At 30.6% G+C, this 19603-nt stretch carries 18 protein-coding genes; 11 read left to right on the top strand and 7 right to left on the bottom strand.

Annotated elements, in window-relative coordinates; all coding sequences use genetic code 11:
- Nucleotides 1-78: 78 nt before the first annotated feature.
- From HNV10_RS12255 to HNV10_RS12230, 6 genes are all read left to right on the top strand, one after another.
- Nucleotides 79-1101, top strand: coding sequence for a FecCD family ABC transporter permease (locus tag HNV10_RS12255; protein WP_173301675.1), 1023 nt, complete (start codon nt 79-81; stop codon nt 1099-1101).
- A 12-nt stretch (nt 1102-1113) separates the two neighbouring features.
- Entirely contained in the window at nt 1114-1734 is a 621-nt protein-coding gene (locus HNV10_RS12250) for a hypothetical protein (protein WP_173301674.1), read from the top strand.
- Between the two features lie 9 nt (nt 1735-1743).
- The gene (locus tag HNV10_RS12245; RefSeq protein WP_173301673.1) at nt 1744-2538 is read left to right on the top strand and encodes an ABC transporter ATP-binding protein; all 795 of its coding nucleotides are present in this window, start codon (nt 1744-1746) and stop codon (nt 2536-2538) included.
- Nucleotides 2539-2647: 109 nt separating this feature from the next.
- Nucleotides 2648-4039 carry a DNA recombination protein RmuC gene (rmuC, locus tag HNV10_RS12240; protein ID WP_173301672.1) on the top strand — a complete coding sequence of 464 codons (1392 nt, stop codon included), beginning with the start codon at nt 2648-2650 and terminating at the stop codon, nt 4037-4039.
- 74 nt (nt 4040-4113) lie between these two features.
- Nucleotides 4114-4461, top strand: coding sequence for a 6-phosphogluconate dehydrogenase (locus tag HNV10_RS12235; protein WP_173301671.1), 348 nt, complete (start codon nt 4114-4116; stop codon nt 4459-4461).
- Between the two features lie 198 nt (nt 4462-4659).
- A complete protein-coding gene (locus HNV10_RS12230; RefSeq protein ID WP_173301670.1) occupies nt 4660-5205 on the top strand; it encodes an acyl-CoA thioesterase in 546 nt (181 codons plus the stop codon).
- A 160-nt stretch (nt 5206-5365) separates the two neighbouring features.
- On the opposite strand, the gene HNV10_RS12225 is transcribed toward HNV10_RS12230, so the two are convergent.
- The 3 genes from HNV10_RS12225 to rpmH form a co-directional block, all read right to left on the bottom strand.
- The gene (locus HNV10_RS12225) at nt 5366-5752 is read right to left on the bottom strand and encodes a T9SS type A sorting domain-containing protein (protein ID WP_173301669.1); all 387 of its coding nucleotides are present in this window, start codon (nt 5750-5752) and stop codon (nt 5366-5368) included.
- A gap of 76 nt (nt 5753-5828) precedes the next feature.
- Nucleotides 5829-8684 carry a carbamoyl-phosphate synthase large subunit gene (gene carB, locus HNV10_RS12220; RefSeq protein ID WP_173301668.1) on the bottom strand — a complete coding sequence of 952 codons (2856 nt, stop codon included), beginning with the start codon at nt 8682-8684 and terminating at the stop codon, nt 5829-5831.
- A gap of 127 nt (nt 8685-8811) precedes the next feature.
- Nucleotides 8812-8973 carry a 50S ribosomal protein L34 gene (gene rpmH, locus HNV10_RS12215; protein WP_115818167.1) on the bottom strand — a complete coding sequence of 54 codons (162 nt, stop codon included), beginning with the start codon at nt 8971-8973 and terminating at the stop codon, nt 8812-8814.
- Between the two features lie 330 nt (nt 8974-9303).
- Between rpmH and HNV10_RS12210 the strand changes: the two genes are divergently transcribed.
- Nucleotides 9304-9882: a DUF2892 domain-containing protein gene (locus HNV10_RS12210; protein ID WP_173301667.1), complete on the top strand. Its 579-nt coding sequence runs from the start codon at nt 9304-9306 to the stop codon at nt 9880-9882.
- A 4-nt stretch (nt 9883-9886) separates the two neighbouring features.
- Here HNV10_RS12210 and cls read toward each other — a convergent pair whose 3' ends face one another.
- Genes cls through HNV10_RS12195 form a run of 3 tightly spaced genes read right to left on the bottom strand, consistent with a single transcriptional unit; the run spans nt 9887 to nt 13012 of the window.
- Complete coding sequence (gene cls / locus HNV10_RS12205; protein WP_173301666.1) at nt 9887-11335, bottom strand: cardiolipin synthase; 1449 nt, start codon at nt 11333-11335, stop codon at nt 9887-9889.
- Nucleotides 11336-11338: 3 nt separating this feature from the next.
- Nucleotides 11339-12292 (bottom strand): lytic transglycosylase domain-containing protein, encoded by a 954-nt coding sequence (locus tag HNV10_RS12200; protein ID WP_173301665.1) that lies wholly within the window; start codon nt 12290-12292, stop codon nt 11339-11341.
- A gap of 57 nt (nt 12293-12349) precedes the next feature.
- Complete coding sequence (locus HNV10_RS12195) at nt 12350-13012, bottom strand: alpha/beta hydrolase (RefSeq protein WP_173301664.1); 663 nt, start codon at nt 13010-13012, stop codon at nt 12350-12352.
- Nucleotides 13013-13172: 160 nt separating this feature from the next.
- On the opposite strand from HNV10_RS12195, the gene HNV10_RS12190 reads away from it, so the two are divergent.
- Nucleotides 13173-13469: an N-acetyltransferase gene (locus HNV10_RS12190; protein ID WP_173301663.1), complete on the top strand. Its 297-nt coding sequence runs from the start codon at nt 13173-13175 to the stop codon at nt 13467-13469.
- Between the two features lie 61 nt (nt 13470-13530).
- Here HNV10_RS12190 and mtaB read toward each other — a convergent pair whose 3' ends face one another.
- On the bottom strand, nt 13531-14859 hold the full coding sequence (gene mtaB / locus HNV10_RS12185) for a tRNA (N(6)-L-threonylcarbamoyladenosine(37)-C(2))-methylthiotransferase MtaB (RefSeq protein ID WP_173301662.1): 1329 nt from the start codon (nt 14857-14859) through the stop codon (nt 13531-13533).
- A 144-nt stretch (nt 14860-15003) separates the two neighbouring features.
- Between mtaB and HNV10_RS12180 the strand changes: the two genes are divergently transcribed.
- From HNV10_RS12180 to HNV10_RS12170, 3 genes are read left to right on the top strand one after another with little or no spacing between them, the layout of a single operon-like run.
- Nucleotides 15004-16155: an ATP-binding cassette domain-containing protein gene (locus tag HNV10_RS12180; protein ID WP_173301661.1), complete on the top strand. Its 1152-nt coding sequence runs from the start codon at nt 15004-15006 to the stop codon at nt 16153-16155.
- A 15-nt stretch (nt 16156-16170) separates the two neighbouring features.
- Nucleotides 16171-17970, top strand: a complete 1800-nt coding sequence (locus HNV10_RS12175; protein ID WP_173301660.1) for a hypothetical protein — start codon at nt 16171-16173, stop codon at nt 17968-17970.
- A 59-nt stretch (nt 17971-18029) separates the two neighbouring features.
- Entirely contained in the window at nt 18030-19598 is a 1569-nt protein-coding gene (locus tag HNV10_RS12170; RefSeq protein ID WP_241695505.1) for an ABC transporter substrate-binding protein, read from the top strand.
- The last annotated feature ends 5 nt before the right edge of the window (nt 19599-19603 follow it).

The raw sequence follows: 19603 nt of genomic DNA, 5'->3' as shown, positions 1-19603 counted from the left end.
GTAAAATAAAAAACGTTATGTATTTGAAGTCTCTTTTTTAAATACAAATTCTGCCTTCCTCAACATGGCAAATAAAACATGAAAACCAACCATACATATTCATTTATATCACTTTTAGTTATTTTACTATTCTGCTTTGTCGTAAATATTAGTTTAGGTTCAGTTAGTATTCCTTTATCTTCAATTTTTCAAAGTTTTTTTGGAACAGTAGAGAATGAAACGTGGCAAATCATTATTTCAGAATATAGACTACCCAAAGCATTTACTGCCGTTATGGTAGGTTCTGGTTTAGGCATTTCCGGGTTATTGATGCAAACTTTATTTAGAAATCCACTTGCAGGACCTTTTGTTTTAGGTATTAGTTCTGGTGCAAGTTTAGGTGTAGCTATCGTAATTTTAGGAGCTGGTCTATTTGGAGGTGCATTTGCAACCATACTAATTTCAAAATGGAGTATTGTAATTGCTGCTAGTTTAGGTAGCTTTTTAGTTTTATTAGCAGTTTTGGTAGTATCTAGTAAAGTGAGAGACACAATGGCTATTTTAATTATTGGTTTAATGTTTGGAAGCATTACTGCTGCCGTTGTGAGTGTGCTTTCTTATTTTAGTTCTGCAGAACAATTACAACAATATATATTTTGGGGATTTGGTAGTTTAAGCAATTTATCATGGGAAGAATTGCTAATTTTCTTCGGAATTTATGCCATAGGCATCACTCTAAGCATAGCCTCAGTTAAAAAACTGAATGTTATGCAATTAGGCGACAACTACGCAAAAAGTCTAGGATTATCTTTGAATTCTAGCAGATTCGTTATTATATTAGCCACCAGTTTAATTGCTGGAACCGTTACAGCTTTTGCTGGACCTATAGCGTTTATAGGCTTAGCGATTCCTCATTTAACTAGGCAAATTTTTAAAACCTCAAATCATAAAATATTATTGCCTGCTGTATTTTTGTTTGGTGCTATAGTAATGCTTATTTGTGATAGTATTGCTCAAGTTCCTGCTAGTGACTATACCCTACCAATAAATGCTATTACTGCGTTAGTTGGAGCACCAGTAGTAATTTGGCTATTAATAAAACAGCGGAAAATAATGTTTTAAACTATGTAAAACATGAATTCAAAAACTCCCCTAAGTTTTTGTAAGATTGACACTGTTAAACCCTTAATTATTGCATTATCATTAACTATGATAATGGGATGTAAATCTTACGAACCTACTAACGAACTTAAGTCTATCTTTGTTGAAGACGAAATCAAAGACCTTGAAACTATTAGATCCTTTTTTATTAAGGATATCATGCAGCTAAATGATGATAATTTTCATTTTAAATTTAGAAATGAAATGTATAAATTAGAATCTAGTGGCTTTTCATCTATAAAACCAAAAAAAATAGATGAATTGTTTAAAACTGTAAATGAAGATACGTTTAATGAAATTTGGGAATCTAAAACTCATAAACCTAGCAAACGCAACTCTGCATCCTATGAGTATTTAATACCTAAGGAAAAAGGCAAATATCTTCAGTTTTTAGCTAAAAACACCAGATACAATTCTAGGATAAATGATTACTATAATAAAACTGTAAAATCCGGAAATTTCAGTCATTTTTCTATGTTAAATTATTTAAATGATAATAAACTAGACTTTGATTTATCCAATAAAAATATTCAAATTGTACTAGCAATTCATTACATTAGTATTTGTCATGATAATAATATTACAAGTAACTAAAATGCATTAGTGGCCAATAATAAAAATAATACCATATTAAAAGCACATCAACTTTCTATTGGTTATAAAACCAAAAAGATTGAGACTATTATTGCTTCTAATATTAATTTTGAATTAAAAAAAGGACAGCTCATAGGCTTAGTTGGTGCTAATGGTATAGGAAAATCAACCCTTTTAAGAACTTTAATTAAAGTGCAGCCAAGCCTATTTGGTTCTATACAAATAAACAACAAAGACTTAGATGCAACATCTACAATAGATCTTGCTAAACAATTAAGTATTGTTTTAACAGAGCCGTTATTATCTAAAAATCTTTCTGTTTTTGAGCTGATAGCCTTAGGTAGACATCCTTACACTAATTGGATTGGAAGTTTGTCCGAAAATGATTTAACCATTATAAATAATGCTCTAGAATTAGTTAACATTTTAGAATTAAAAGAAAAAAGATGTTACGAACTTAGTGATGGTCAGTTACAAAAAGTTATGATAGCGCGTGCCTTAGCGCAAGACACAGCAATAATTGCTTTAGACGAACCTACTTCGCATTTAGATATGTACCACAAAGCATATATTTTAAAATTACTTCAAAAATTAACTAAAGAAACGGGTAAAACTATTCTCTTTTCTTCTCACGAAATTGATTTGGCTATTCAACTTTGTGACACTATGATTGTGATGCAAAAGAATGAGGTAATTTGCGACCAACCCTGTAATTTAATTTCAGATGGCGTTTTTGAAACTCTTTTTCCGAAGGATTTAATTTCTTTTGATAATAAAACTGGGAGTTTTAGAGTATCCAAATAAAACAATCTTATTAAAATATTATAACTTCATAATCTGTTGAGAAATATAGAAGCTTAGTTTCGCTCTAATTAACAAAACAATTACCTTTGGTTAAATTTCTATTTCTAAAATGAACGATACACTTATTCTCTTTATAGCCATTATTAGTTCTGCCGGAATTGGTACTTTTATTGGTCTCAAATTTGCCCAACTTAAAAGTAAAAGTGACAAAAGTACACTTGAAGAGCGTAATGCTAACTTGCAACAACAATTCAACGAATTCAAACAATTTTCTGAAGCTGAAAACAAAAAGCAAGACCAATATTTTAATCAGCAATTATTAGAATTAAAAGAAAATATATCTAAAACAGAGTCTGAACGCGAAAACATAAGAAAAGAAAAAGATTTTTTAAGCACAGAGTTATCAAGACGAAATACTGAGTTTGAAAATTTACAACAGCAAAACCTTAAACGTGATGCAGAATTAGAACGACAACAAATTCAACTTCGAAAAGATTTTGAGTTAATGGCTTCAAAAATCTTAGAAGAAAAATCTGAAAAATTTACGCTTCAGAATAAAGAAAACATAAAAAGCATTTTAAACCCGCTTGAAGAGAAAATAAAAACTTTTGAGAAAAAAGTAGATGATACACAAAAGGAAAGCATAAGTATGCATTCTGCATTAAAAGAACAATTACTTGGTTTAAAAGATCTTAATCAACAAATGACAAAAGAAGCGACAAACCTTACAAGAGCTTTAAAAGGCGATAGTAAAATGCAAGGTAATTGGGGCGAATTAGTTTTAGAGCGTGTTTTAGAAAAATCGGGCTTAGAAAAAGATAGAGAGTATTTTGTGCAGCAAAGTTTTACTTTAGAAAATGGTTCTAGAGTTTTACCAGATGTCGTTTTAAATTTACCTGGTAATAAAAAGATGATTATAGATTCTAAGGTATCTTTAACCGATTACGAGCGTTTGGTTAATGCAGATGATGACAATGACAAATCAACTTTCCTTAAAGCACATGTCAATTCTATTAAAAGACATGTTGACCAACTTTCTGAAAAGAATTATCAAGATTTATATGATATAGAATCGCCAGATTTTGTACTTCTATTTATACCTATAGAACCCGCTTTTGCAATAGTAGTTAATGAGGATAACTCTATTTACAATAAAGCATTTGAAAAGAATATTGTTATTGTAACGCCTTCTACCCTTTTAGCGACATTACGCACTATTGATAGTATGTGGAATAATGAGAAACAACAACAAAACGCTATTGAAATTGCTAGACAAGCTGGTGCACTTTATGATAAATTTGAAGGCTTAGTAAAAGATTTAACAGGTGTAGGAAAAAAGATTGATGCTGCCAAATCCGATTATTCATCTGCTATGAACAAGCTAGTTGACGGACGAGGTAATTTAATTACTAGCGTTGAAAAACTCAAAAAAATGGGTGCTAAAGCTAAAAAAACGCTTCCTGAAGCCATTTTAAAACGTGCTGAAGAAGAAGACAATTAATAAAATAGTTTTCAAAATTTTAGTTTCAAAATAAATAATAGCGAAAGCTTAATACTATAGAAAAATATAATCTCATGAAATTTTTAATCAAATCTATTATTGTCCTTTTAATATTAAGTGCTGGCATATTCTGTTTCATGTATTTTGTACATTATAGTGAAGGTGTAAGAGCAGGAAAACTTGTAAAATTCAGTAATAAAGGGGTTTTATTTAAAACTTGGGAGGGCGAAATAAGCCAAGGTGTTTCTGATGCGCAAACATTTACCTTCTCTGTTGAAGATGGCGAAAAAAAAGCCATTGAAGACCTCAATAGATTACAAGGTAAATTTGTTAAGCTTTATTACTTTGAGCGCTATAAAACGATGTTTTGGCTAGGAGACACCAAGTATTTTATTACCAAAGTTGAAGAAGAAAACGAATAACGTTTATTTAATTTATCTGTTGTTTTAAATTCTTAATTGTAATTTTTATAATTCCAATATTAATCATTATTAAAATCATTTTTTAATTTGGAATACATTAGAACTTACTAAAAATAAAACTGAGATTAAATTTACGCAAAATAAATACCTAATTTAGCGCAATCATAAGCTTATAAGGTCAGAACTAAAGCAAAACTCATGTATAAATACGCAAAAGACTCACAAGTTACAATTACCCAGTTAATGTTACCATCGCATTCTAATTTTAGTGGTAAAATACATGGTGGTCATATTTTAAATCTAATGGATCAAATCGCTTTTGCTTGTGCTTCAAAACACTCCAGAAATTATTGCGTTACTGCTTCTGTAAATAAGGTTGATTTTTTAAACCCAATTGAAGTAGGTGAATTAGTTACATTAAAAGCATCGGTTAATTATACAGGTAATACCTCAATGGTAATTGGGTTGCGTGTTGAATCTGAGAACGTACAAACAGGTCTAGTTAAGCATTGCAACTCTTCTTATTTTACAATGGTTGCTAAGGGAGAAGATGGAAAAAACGCTAAAGTACCTGGCCTAATTTTAGACTCAATACAAGGCGTTAGACGATTTGCAAGAAGTGTTGCCAGACAAGAACAATCTAGAAAAAGGTCTTCTCGTTTTAATTCTTCAGATTTTAAATTAGAAGATCATATTGAATTAATTAAATCGCAAAATGCTTTAATTGAATTATTTGAATCATAAATTCGGAACATATTCATTTTTAAAACACCTTCAGAATAATATTTAAAATATAGGTCAATATTCAGAAAAAGAATATTTCAAAAATTGACCCTAAATAAAAAAGCTGTTTCTTCCAATAGTTATTGGGATAAACAGCTTTTTTTATAATTATCTATTAAATTTATTGCTTTATAAAACGTTTAGTCTGCGTCTCATTTTTATTAGAGACTTTAACCAAATAAACACCTGTTTTCCAGCTAGAAACATCAATAGACGTTGCTAATTGTGTAATTGTGCTTTTATGAATTCGTTTTCCTAAAACATCATAAACTTCAAGTGTTAAATTCTGAGACGCTTTTGGCATTCTAATATTTAACTTATCTTTTGAAGGATTTGGTGAAATCTTAAAACTATCATCTTGAAACAAATCATTATTGCTATCAAAATAATATATAGTTTCAATGCTTTCTTTTAATTCATTAATCTCGCTCATTTGATGCCTTAATGCATCTGCATACATAGTACCAAATGATATTATTGATAAAAATCCGAGTAATATTTTTTTCATACAATTTGGGTCTTCTTCTAGCTAAATTAGTAAATATTAAATAATAACATTAACCATTCATCGAAAACTATGCCAATTATTTACTCAAATACATTTTTCGCCTGGCATATAAATCATAAAATTGATCATCCTTTAAACTATCTATAAACAATATACTTTCTCCTGTACTTTTCATTTCTGGCCCTAACTGTTTATTAACATTAGGGAATTTATTAAATGAAAAGACTGGTTGTTTTATCGCGTATCCCTCTAGTTGTGGATTAAAGTTAAAATCAGTTACTTTCTTCTCGCCAAGCATAACTTTAGTTGCATAGTTTACGTAAGGTTCTTTGTAAGCTTTTGCAATAAAAGGAACTGTACGTGACGCTCTTGGATTGGCTTCAATAATATAAACAACATCATCTTTTATAGCGAATTGAATATTAATTAGACCAACCGTATTTAAGGCTCTTGCAATAGTATGCGTATGATCTGTAATTTGTTGCATTACAAACTCACCTAAATTAAATGGTGGCAATGTTGCATTACTATCACCTGAGTGAATACCACATGGTTCTATATGCTCCATGATACCAATGATATAAACATTTCCATCTGCATCACAAATTGCATCTGCTTCTGCCTCAATAGCACCATCTAAATAATGATCTAATAATAATTTGTTACCTGGAATCGATTTTAATAAATCTATTACATGTGATTCTAACTCCTGCTTATTAATTACAATTTTCATCCCTTGACCACCAAGTACGTAAGAAGGTCTTACTAAAATCGGAAAGTCTAAAACGTCTGCAATAGCTAATGCTTCATCAGCAGATTCTGCAACATCAAACTCAGGATAAGGAATATTATGCTCCTTTAAAATATTTGAAAAACTGCCTCTATCTTCTGCTAAATCGAGAGATTTAAAGCTTGTTCCCATAATCTTAACTCCCCATTTTTCTAATTTCTCGGCAAGTTTCAATGCTGTTTGTCCACCTAACTGAACAATAACACCTTCTGGTTTTTCATGCTGAATGATATCATAAATATGCTCCCAGAAAACAGGTTCAAAATAAAGCTTATCTGCAATATCAAAATCGGTAGAGACCGTTTCTGGATTACAGTTAATCATAATAGTTTCGTAACCACATTCTGCGGCTGCTAAAACGCCATGTACGCAACAGTAATCAAACTCAATACCTTGACCAATTCTGTTTGGCCCAGAGCCCAATACAATGATTTTCTTTTTGTCTGTAACAACACTTTCATTGTGCACGTATACTTCACCGTCTGCTGTTTCTACTTCACTCTCAAAGGTTGAATAATAGTATGGTGTTTGTGCTTTAAATTCTGCTGCGCAAGTATCAACCAGCTTAAATACACGATTAATATTATATGCCATACGTTTGTTACGAACTTCACTTTCTAAACAGCCAAGCATATGTGCTATTTGTCGGTCTCCATAACCTTTTTGCTTTGCCTCTAGTAATAATTCGCGTTCAATAGTGTCAATATTAAATGTTGAAATTTCTTTTTGAAGTTGAAATAACTCTTCATATTGCTTTAAAAACCACATATCAATTTTTGTGATTTCGTGTATTCGGCTTAATGGTATTCCTATAGCAATAGCATCATAAATAACAAATACACGATCCCAACTAGCATACGTAAGTTTCTCTATAATGGTATCATAATCTTTATATCCTTTACCATCAGCGCCTAAACCATTTCTTTTAATTTCTAAAGATTGTGTTGCTTTGTGCAATGCTTCTTGAAATGATCTACCAATTGACATCACCTCTCCTACAGCCTTCATCTGTAGACCTAAAGTTCTGTCTGACCCTTCAAATTTATCAAAATTCCAACGCGGAATTTTCACTACTACATAATCTAAAGTTGGCTCAAATAATGCTGAAGTAGATTTTGTAATTTGGTTATCTAGTTCATCTAAAGTATAACCAATAGCCAATTTAGCTGCAATTTTGGCAATAGGATAACCAGTTGCCTTACTCGCTAATGCTGAAGAACGCGATACTCTAGGGTTAATTTCAATTGCAATAATTTCTTCGGCATCATCAGGACTTACAGCAAACTGCACATTACATCCACCAGCAAAATCACCAATACTACGCATCATATGAATTGCCATATCTCGCATTTTCTGTTGTGTTTTATCAGACAACGTCATTGCTGGAGCAAGTGTAATTGAATCACCTGTGTGGATACCCATAGGATCCATGTTTTCTATGGTACATATAATAACAACGTTATCATTTTTATCTCTAAGTAGCTCTAATTCGTATTCTTTCCAACCAATTAAAGCCTTATCAATCATAACTTCATGAATTGGAGACACCTCTAAACCATGCGTTAATTTCTCGTCAAATTCATCTTCTTTAAAAACAAAAGACGCGCCTGCTCCACCTAAAGTATAAGACGCTCTAATTACTAAAGGAAAACCGAACTCTTGAGCAATTTCTTTACCTTTTAAGAACGAAGTTGCAGTTGCTTGTGGTGCCATGCCAACACCAATTTTTAACATTAGTTCTCTAAATTTCTCTCTATCTTCTGTAATATTAATAGCATCAATATCTACACCTATAATATCTACATTAAAATCTTCCCAAATTCCTTTTTCATCGGCTTCAATACAAAGATTCAATGCTGTTTGTCCGCCCATTGTTGGTAAAACAGCATCAATTTGTGGATGATCTTTTAAAATCTTAATTAATGATTTTGTGTTTAACGGCAACAAATAAACATGATCTGCCATTGTAGGGTCAGTCATTATTGTTGCAGGATTAGAATTAATCAAAATGGTTTCTATTCCATCTTCTCGCAAAGAGCGTAAAGCTTGAGAACCAGAGTAATCAAATTCACAGGCTTGCCCAATAACTATAGGACCAGAACCAATAAGTAAAATAGATTTTATGCTGTTATTTTTTGGCATGAGAATATATATTTAGTGTTTTAACAAAAACTTTAATTAATTAGCGTTGCAAAAATAAGTATCACTTGGATATAAAAAAAGGCGTTACACCTAAGTAACGCCTTAATATATTAACAATTGTTAATCATTATTTTTTATGTCTTGATTCAGTTGAAACAGACAATTTCTTTCTTCCTTTAGCTCTTCTACGTGCTAAAACTTTTCTTCCGTTAACAGAAGCCATTCTTTCTCTGAAACCATGTTTGTTTCTTCTCTTTCTTTTTGACGGTTGAAATGTTCTTTTTGGCATGTCTTATATTTTTAAAAACTAATTTTTCTTTAATTGATTGAGAGCTATCTCAAAACTGCGTGCAAATATACAACAAGTTTTTATTATAGCAAGAGCCAAAAGAAAAATTTTATTTGGTTTTTTAGAAAGTATCTTTATTGCAGTAAAATCGCTAATACTAAGGGTTAGACTGTTTTGTTACCTTCTAAACAAATATAATACTTCTATTAAATACAGGCATAATCAATATTTTTTTCTACTTTTTGGTAAAATTATAAGTCAACAAAAAATCATTGAAGGTAAACTCTTTGTTTTTATTACCTTTGCGATCTGAAAATACAAACAAAACATATGTTTAATAAAAATATAAAATTAGTTATTGCCGCCTTAATCATAGGTTTTGGCATTTATCAATTCACCGAAGGCTATATAGGTAACGGTATAATGTATATCTTACTTTCTACTATTTTCATTTTCTTATACTTTAAAAATGAAATGATTTTACTAGCTTTTTTAAAATTAAGAAAACAAGATTTTGTTGGAGCTAAAAAATGGTTAGATAAAATAAAAAATCCAGAAGGTGCTTTAGTAAAAAAACAACAAGGCTATTTAAATTACCTTAACGGTATTATGGTTTCGCAAACCAATATGAACGAAGCTGAGGCTTACTTCAAAAAAGCAATTAATCTAGGTCTTTCTATGGACCATGATTTAGCCATGGCAAAATTAAATTTAGCCGGAATAGCTTTTTCTAAAAGAAGAAAGCCAGAAGCTCAAAAACTTTTAGCTGAAGCTGAAAAACTAGACAAAAGAGACATGCTTGCTGAACAAATTAAAATGATGAAGCAACAAATGAAAAAAGCTGTTATACCAAAACAACAATACGGTCAACCAACTTCTGCAAGACAAAATAGAAGAAGTAGACGTTAATTTTTTAAAGCAAAGGCGCCATTAGACGAGCAATAGCCTCTATTAGCTTGGTTTGTCTAGAACGTTTTTGCCAAGATTTTAAATCTAATTGTTCACAATCGTTTAAATCATCATTAAAGAATTTAGTGAGTTGTGCACTTATGCCTTCATTGTATATTAAGGCATTTACTTCAAAATTAATATTAAAACTTCTGTAGTCCATGTTGGTAGTACCAATTGTACTAAAAACACCATCAACAACCATTGTTTTTGCATGAATAAACCCTTTGGTATAAGTGTATACCTCTACTCCTGCTTCTAAAAGCATCTCTAAATAAGAGTTGGTTGCGTGTTCTGCAATCCAAGAGTCCGATGTTTTTGGTACAATAATTTTAACCTTTATATTGCTTCTTGCTGTTACTTGTAATGCTGTAACAATTTCACTATTAGGAATAAAATAAGGTGTTGTAATATAGACATGATTCTCTGCATTGGTTATAGCTACAAAAATGGCTTCCATTATATTAGACCAATCTGTGTCTGGTCCACTAGCCGCTATTTGAAGTGGTATATTTTCCTTACAATTATGCTCTGGGAAATAAATCTTAGAAATTTTTAATTCTTCATTACTCACAAAGTCCCATGTTGTAAAAAATAATATTTGCAAAGATTTTACAGCTTCACCCACAATACGCATGTGCGTATCTCTCCAATATCTTTTGTTATTAGCATTTACATAATTATCAGAAACATTTATTCCTCCTACATATCCTATTGCACCATCTATAACAACGATTTTGCGATGATCTCGATAGTTCATTTTTCCTGTGAATTTTGAAAATAACACAGGCATAAATGGTTTCATTTTAACACCAGAATCTTGAAGCTTTTGCTTCATTTTAGAAGAAATAGAACTACCTACATCATCAATTGCCATTCTAACTTCTATACCTTCATTTGCCTTTTTGCATAATAAATTAAGAAGCTTACTGCCAATTTCATCATCTTTTATTACAAAATACTCCAGATGAATATGATGCTTAGCTTCTTTGACATCTTTAAAAAGCAATTTGAATTTAGCATCTCCATTTTTTATTAGTGTAACATCATTATTAATGGTCAGTTTAGACTTTTCATTATTATACAGTAGCGGAATCAATTTTGATTTTTGATCAAGTAAATCTTCAACTGCACTAATAGTCTTTGTATCTAGTTCTAAGGTGTCTTGAATTTTTTTTACAACAGATTGGTTTAAAACATTTTTTCTATTGAAAATTTTTGTCTTTCTGTATTCTTGTCCAAAAAGATAATACACAATTAAACCTAAAAATGGTAGCGCTAATAAACCTATAATATAACTTAAAGCTTTAGTAGGATTCAGTTTTTTATGCAGAATCGTTGCAACAGCAGATAAAGCTATAATATAATTGAGTACAATTAAAATTTGCCAGATATGATTTCTAACAAATTCCAAATTCTATGGTTGTGTATTATAAAATCCTTCTTTAGGGATTTCTATTAAATAAGATTTACGAGATTTATTATTTAGATGCGGTTCTCTCAACCAAGGATTATGCAATTTTAAAATCTTATAGTTTATTCCAAATCTTTTTGCAAATTGAGCAAAATCGGTTACAGCTGTATCCACTTCAACTTTATAGGTTGGCACTTCTTTATATAAGTGAGATTTATTAAAGTTAAATCCGTATTTACTTGGGTTAGAAAGTATCTCTTTTAAAGCTACAATTCTAAATACATAACGACCTGTTTCTTCTCCTAAAAGCAAATCGTAATAACCATTTACGCCTTGCTCTTTTAATCGTCTTGCCACACCATAATTACCAGCATTATAAGCGGCTGCTGCTTTTGTCCAAGACCCTAAACTCTCTTTAGCTTTCTTTAAATAATCGCAAGCTACCTCTGTTGCTTTTTCTATATTGTAGCGTTCATCTACATTAGCATTTACTTCTAAACCATTTTCGCGACCAGTAGCTTTCATAATTTGCCAAACACCGCTTGCTCCTGCTGGTGATTTTGCGGTTTGTACCAACCCACTTTCTATAACTGCTAAATATTTAAAATCATCTGGCACTCCATTTCTTTCTAAAATTGGTTCTATTATAGGAAAATACTTTTGTGCTCTTTTAAACATTAAAAGTCCATTAGATTGCCAATACGTATTTACCAATAATTCTCGGTCCATACGCTCGTAAATATCTGGATTTTCAATAGGAACTGGTTCTCCTGCAAAATTTAAATTATCTGGCATCTCTAAAGCATATACATTGTAATTATTTACAATGGGATCTTCTTTTCCTATTTGATAATCCGATGGTGCTTTGTCATTTGGTGACTTTTGCATAGCGAAGATAAACATGCCCGAAATACAGACAACTCCTACTAATGCTAAACTATTTTTTATAATTTCCATATTCTTTTCTTTTTTTTCTAATTTATAAATGTAATCAATCTATGGGCAAATTTAAAATCACGATTCGATAAGTTTTGGTAAATTTTCGTTAAACCACTTATATTTATTAATAATCATAATATGAGTTCCTCCTTTTACAACTATACAATTTCCTACACAAGAATGCGGAAAAATAGCATCATTATCGCCATGAATATAGATGGCCTCAGGATGCGCCTTTTCTTGTTCCCAACAAACTACTTGCTTAATTGCCCAATCTAAATAGGTCTTATCATTAACTGAAAGGTATTTTTTATATAAATCTACACGTTTTTTAATAGTTTCTCCTAAAGCATATTTTGCTAATAAATCTATATTACTAACTAATTGCGTAGGCAATATATTATATGCTTTAGTGACTTTGAGTAATTTTAATCGCTTTGGCAGCTCATGGTGAGACTTTACACTAGAGACCACAATAAGTTTTTTTACTTTTACAAACTTACTCATTTCTTGTACCAAAATACCACCAAAAGAAACACCAAGTAAAACCACATTTTTATGCTCAATAAATTTACACATACGCTGCGCATATGCCTGTAAAGTCTCATTTTTACTGGGAATTTGCCACTCTAGCCAGTGAATTTTATACGTGTCTTTGGGTAAATCTATATGTTCAAAAATAGATGGATTGGCTGCCATTCCTGGCATTAAATAGACGTGATTTAACACTGTACTCATAGGTTATATAACAATTTAAATGGGACCTCTTAAAGAATTACAATTTAAGGTTTTAACATCAGAAAACTAAAACATTCATTGATTTTTTGTACCTTTGCACTGCAAAACTATATATTTTATAGTATCTACTCGCCAACCGTTAATTTTAAATTAAGTAATTATGACAGAAACTTCAGACTTGATTGACAATGATTTTCTACGACAATTTGAATTAAACGTTGAAAATAACATGGCAATAATTGAATATTCTTTGCAAGAACGAAAGATATTCTTAACAAAAATGATTATTCCTGATGCAATAAGAACCGATGAATTTGAATTAGAATTTATTGACTTAGTTTTTAGTAATATAAAAGAGCGTAATATTAGTGTTGTACCTACAAGCCCTGAAATTGCAAAATTTGTAAGACGTAATAGAAAATATAAGCGTATGCTACCTGTTGGTATTCGTATATAATTTGAAAAAGAATGAATTAATCCGAAAAATTTTTAAGTTTTCGGATTTTTTTGTTTTTAAGTTAAACTAATGCCTTTTCTAAAAAGTTAAATCTTACCAAACCATCTTCATCAATTTCTGTAAGATTTACGCGGTGAAGCGTATTCACTAATTCAGGATTCCACGGTGTTTTTACTTTTACATAATTCTCTGTAAATCCATGTATGTAGCCTTCTTTATTTTCACCTTCAAACAAAACAGTCCTATTTGTTTTAAGTTGTTTTTCATAAAAAACTCTACGTTTTTTAACAGATAATCCTCTAAGCATTTTACTTCGTTTTGCTCTTACATTTTTATAAACAGCGCCTTCCATGTCTGCAGCTTCAGTATTGTCGCGCTCAGAATAGGTAAACACATGTAAATAAGAAATATCTAATTCACTTAAAAAATTGTAAGTCTCTAAAAACAACTCGTCTGTTTCACCAGGAAACCCAACTATAACATCTACACCAATACAAGCGTGTGGCATTACTTCTTTTATTTTAGAAACTCTATCTACATATAATTCCTTTAAATAACGACGTTTCATCTTTTTTAAGATGTCGTTGCTGCCACTCTGTAATGGTATATGAAAATGAGGAACAAATGCTCTTGATTTAGACACTAAGTCAATCGTTTCATTTTTTAGTAAATTTGGCTCTATAGATGAAATTCTAAGACGTTCTATACCTTTTACCTTATCGAGTTCAGTTACTAAATCTAAAAATGTATGTTCGTGTTTTTTATTTCCAAATTCTCCTTTTCCGTAATCACCAATATTTACACCAGTAAGCACAATTTCTTTTATCCCTTGTTCTGAAATTTCGGCTGCATTCTTTAAGACATTAGTCATGGTATCACTTCGAGAAATCCCTCTAGCTAAAGGAATGGTGCAATACGTGCATTTATAATCGCAGCCATCTTGTACTTTTAAGAACGCTCTAGTTCTATCTCCAATTGAATAACTACCAACATAAAAATCGGCTTCTTCTATTTCACAAGAATGAACTTCGCCAAAATCGTTTTTAGATAAATCATTAAGATAGTCTGTTATCTTAAATTTCTCTGTAGCACCTAAAACCAAATCTACACCATTTACATCAGCTAATTGTTCTGGCTTTAACTGTGCATAGCAACCTATGGCTGCTACAAAAGCATCAGGATTATTTTTTTGCGCTTGTTTAACTATGGTCTTAAAACGTTTATCTGCATTTTCAGTTACAGAACAGGTATTAATAACATATATATCTGCCTTTTCCTTAAAGTCTACACGATCAAAACCTTCGTCTGTAAATCCTCTAGCAATAGTAGACGTTTCAGAAAAATTTAGTTTACAACCTAATGTATAAAAAGCGACTTTTTTTTGTTCCATGTTTTATTATTTCAAACTTGGTTCAGGATTTTTAATAAATTATATTTACTCAATACAATATTAGAGTGCGCAAATTTACGTAATTGTTAGTGGTCTTGCAATCTATTAAGGTTCTCTAACGATAAAATTAATAAACTGTATTATATGTCTAAAGCTGAAGCTAGAATAAAGGAAGTCGTTTCTTTTTATAAAAATAAAGATACCGTACTTGGCTATCGTAAGTTAATGGATTGTGTTATGGACACGCAGGACTTAAGACTTTATAGACAGATAATTGATTTAACCGATTGGAAAGAAAAACATCCAAAAAAAGAAAAGGAGTTTATTGAAAAATCGCTCAGTATTATAGATCAAGTTTCAAAAATTCCTATTACTGAGTATAACACAAATAATCCTGTAGTTATTGGGACAGATTTAACTAAAAGCTATGGCTATAATCGCTTTAAATTAGGACCAATTTCAGTGAAAATTAACAAGAGTCAGGTTTATGGTTTGGTTGGCGAAAATGGTAACGGAAAAACAACTTTACTTAGAATATTAGCTAAAGAATTAAAATATAATGAAGGTGATTTAGAATTTAAATTTGATAACAACTATAATTCAAATTACGACTTACGCACTAATCTAGTATACATTCCGCAACGTACGCAAAAATGGTATGGTAGCTTAAAGGATAATTTAAAGTTTGTGCTATCGAGCTACGGAATTTCACCAGAAGAGAACGAAACTAGAGTTTTAATGATGATTGCTCGTTTTGGTCTATGGAACTATAAACATTTAAAATGGAATGAATTATCATCTGGTTACAAAATGCGATTTGAACTTGCAAGAACATTACTAAGACAGCCTGAATTATTGTTGCTAGATGAGCCATTGGCAAATTTAGATGTTTTGGCACAACAAGTTATTTTAGAAGACTTAAAGTCTATGTGCAACTCTATTAATAATCCAATTGCATTAATTCTAAGTTCTCAGCAACTTTATGAGGTAGAAAAAATTTCGGATAAAGTTATTTACCTTAAAGATGGAAAATACAAAGACAATAAAACTGAAAACAAAGTTGAAGAAAACCAATTAATTGTTGAAATTGATTGCAACGAAGAACGCGAAAAATTACTTTCTATTTTTGAAGATTTACACTTAAGCAAATTAATTTTCAATGGTGGAATCTTTGTCGCGTATTTTGATAATAACACCAACTTTTCATCAGTGTTAGAAACATTAGGAAAACACAAAATAGAAGTTACCTATACTAGAAATATTACCGCTTCCACTAGACGCTTTTTTGTATCCTAATTATTAAAATTTCCTATGAAAAAAATTATATATAAAACTAATCAATATTTAATAGAACGTTATCCAACCATATGGAATACGCGTTTAGTTTGGATGCTTCTATGTGCTTTACTCCTTCACTTACTCTTTTTTGCAGTTGGATTTCTGTCTTTAACCAACCCAGAATTATTGCATGAGTACAATACCAAAGACATCTTTTTTAAAAATGGCGCTGTGTATTTTACCACAATGGTGTCTATTTTATTGTTGGTAGGCTGGTTAATTTATATGTTTAAAAACAATGGATTTAAAAATTTTTATCCAACATCAAGTTCAAAATTATTTGGGCAATTTATAAGCTATATCCTTATTATTTACAGTTGTAGCACCTTTTTTCTTTCTTATAACTATGGGATTAAAACCTACATCTCTGCAACTTATCCTGACAATCAAGTTAATAAAGAAATTGAGATAGCAAATGACGTAGCCATGTTCTTTTCTGAAAGTGTTAGTGATTACACCATTGATAAACGTAATTACCCACAGCTATATTTTGATTTATATTGCGAAACTACAGAAGATTTTATTGACAGAAACTTACCTTATGAAAAATTCTTAGGTGTTTCTTACCAATTCTATTCGCTAAAGACTAAAGAAATCCCAACGATAGACAGACACAAATATGTGTCTTACGAATTTAGTGAAGACAGCACTTTATTAACACCTGTTTTTACCAAAGTAAAAGGTGATAATACTGTGCTCTATCTAAAAGATTCAGTAGTAGATATTAAGCCTTATTTAAACACAACAAAACCGAGTTATTATAATGCATCTTCAACATTCTTCATTTCTAAAAACGACACTTTAAACGATAGTCATTTTCAAAATCACATGACTAATTCATTTGTTTATAATGAATTTGACAATAACTATTACAACAATGAACAATTTTCTATTAGAAATTTTTATAGAAATAAAAGAAATATCGAATTTTTAGAGCGAAAAGACAAGACAGAGTTTAACACACTTTTTGAAGACTTTTTAAAATTCTCTAAAAACTATAAAATTCCGCATAATATATCTGCAAAAAAATGGACTGATTTAGTTTATCATCCTGAAAATTTTGAAGTTAAACATTTTATAAGAACGGAACCTATAGATAACTTTGTTTTTGAAAACACAACAATCTCAGAAGAACGAACAAAATTTGCGCAATTTTACTTTGAAAGAATAACAGACTATTATTATAACAATACTGCTTTAGAAAATGTATTTGAAAATATTGAAGACATAAAAGAATCAACACCATTTTTAGACAGTATTCATTTCTTTATGTGGTTTGCATTCTTCAGCGCAAGTATTATTTTTATGTTTAGAACAACTGGACTAAAACCCTTGCTATTCTCCATAATTACCACAGGTGTTTTAGCATTAATAGTAGCATTATTAGGAACGTTTTTATCCTTTGTAATTATACCTAATGGAGATTCTATTGGGTACTTTATAATGTATTTTTTATTGATTTTAGGAGCAATAATTATGCTAATATCAATAGTATATTCCGAAAAGTTACATAAAACAATTGCTGGCGTTTGTGTTAATATATCTGTTGTAGGTTTCCCATTATATCTTTTATTGATTACTGGATTAATTACTACGTACCAAGAAGATGCTTGCAGAGATCGTGCAGATTATTACGAATCTGGTTATCATTGTGATACTTTATTTGATTGGTTAGGTTTCAATTGGAGTTTTGTGTATTTCATTGCAGCTTTAGTATTTTTATTCTTTTTTACTAAATCTATTAAAAAATGGAAATCACTACCTGAAGGATAATTATGAATCTAACTTATAACTTTTTCTATTCACCAAAGCTCAAAGTATTTTGCTTAGCAATGGCTCTGCTTGCTATGTCTTGTAATAGTAAATCTAAAATAAAGAACGACCATCTAGTCTTTAAATACAACGAACATAAAAACATTGGCTCTTTAGATCCTGCATTCTCTAAGGATATAGCTGATATTTGGGCAACTCACCAATTATTTAATGGATTGGTGCAAATGGATGACCAACTCCAAGTAAAACCTTGTATTGCAAAAAAATGGACAATTACGGATAGTGCTAAAACTTATACGTTTTTGCTGCGTGATGATGTGTTTTTTCATAAACACAAAAACTTTGGAAAAGATTCAACAAGAAATACAACAGCATCAGATTTTGAATATAGTTTTAACCGATTAAAAGATAAAAAAATTGCATCTCCAGGAAGTTGGGTTTTAAATAAGGTCGAGGATTTTTCTGCCATTAATGACTCTACATTTCAAATTAAATTAAAACAACCATTTCCAGCATTTTTAGGCTTATTAACCATGAAATATTGCTCTGTTGTACCAAAGGAAATTGTAGAACATTACGGCAATGATTTTAGGTCTCACCCAATAGGCACTGGTCCATTTAAATTTAAACGATGGGAAGAAAATTTAAAATTAGTTTTTAGACGAAATAACCATTATTTTGAAACTGATACGCAAGGACAGCAATTACCTTATCTAGAAGCCATAGCAATTACTTTTTTACCAGATAAACAAAGTGAATTTCTGCAATTTGCGCAAGGTAATATCGATTTTGTTTCAGGTTTAGATGGTTCTTATAAAGATGAAATTTTAACAGCCGAAGGACAATTAAGAAATAATTATGCTGAAAATGTAAACATGATTAGAGGCCCTTATCTTAACACAGAATATTTAGGCTTTTTTATGGAAACTAACTTAGAAACCATTAAATCACTAAAACTTCGTAAAGCCATTAATGTGGGATTTGACAGAAATAAAATGATGACTTACCTAAGAAACGGTATCGGAATACCTGCAAATGGAGGCTTTATACCAAAAGGATTACCTGGCTATGATGCTGCTATTGGGTTTAGCTATCAACCAGAATTAGCAAAACAATTGGTTGCCGAATTTAAGGAAGAAACAGGAATTGAAAACCCAGAAATTACACTAACAACAACAAGTAATTATTTAAGTTTTTGCGAGTTTATACAACGAGAGCTTCAAAAAACGGGTTTAATAGTTAATGTAGATGTAATTCCGCCTTCAAGTTTAAAAGATGCAAAAGCAAGTGGTCAACTCGATTTTTTCAGAGCCAGTTGGATAGCTGATTATCCAGATGCAGAAAACTACCTTTCGCTATACTACAGTAAAAATTTTGCACCCAATGGACCTAATTATACACATTTTAAAAATGTAGAATTCGACAATATGTATGAAGCCGCTTATATAGAAACAAACAGTAAAATAAGAGCTAAACTTTATACTAAAATGGATTCTTTAATTATGGATTCTGCTCCAATTGTACCACTATTTTATGATGAAGTTGTAAGATTTACAAGAAAGAATGTAACTGGCTTAGGTATTAATGCTACTAATTTATTAGAATTAAAATCTGTTAAAAAACAATAATTATA

The sequence above is a fragment of the Winogradskyella litoriviva genome, assembly GCF_013249065.1.
In the GTDB taxonomy this organism is placed as follows: domain Bacteria; phylum Bacteroidota; class Bacteroidia; order Flavobacteriales; family Flavobacteriaceae; genus Winogradskyella; species Winogradskyella litoriviva.
This window is presented reverse-complemented; position numbering and strand designations above follow the sequence as displayed.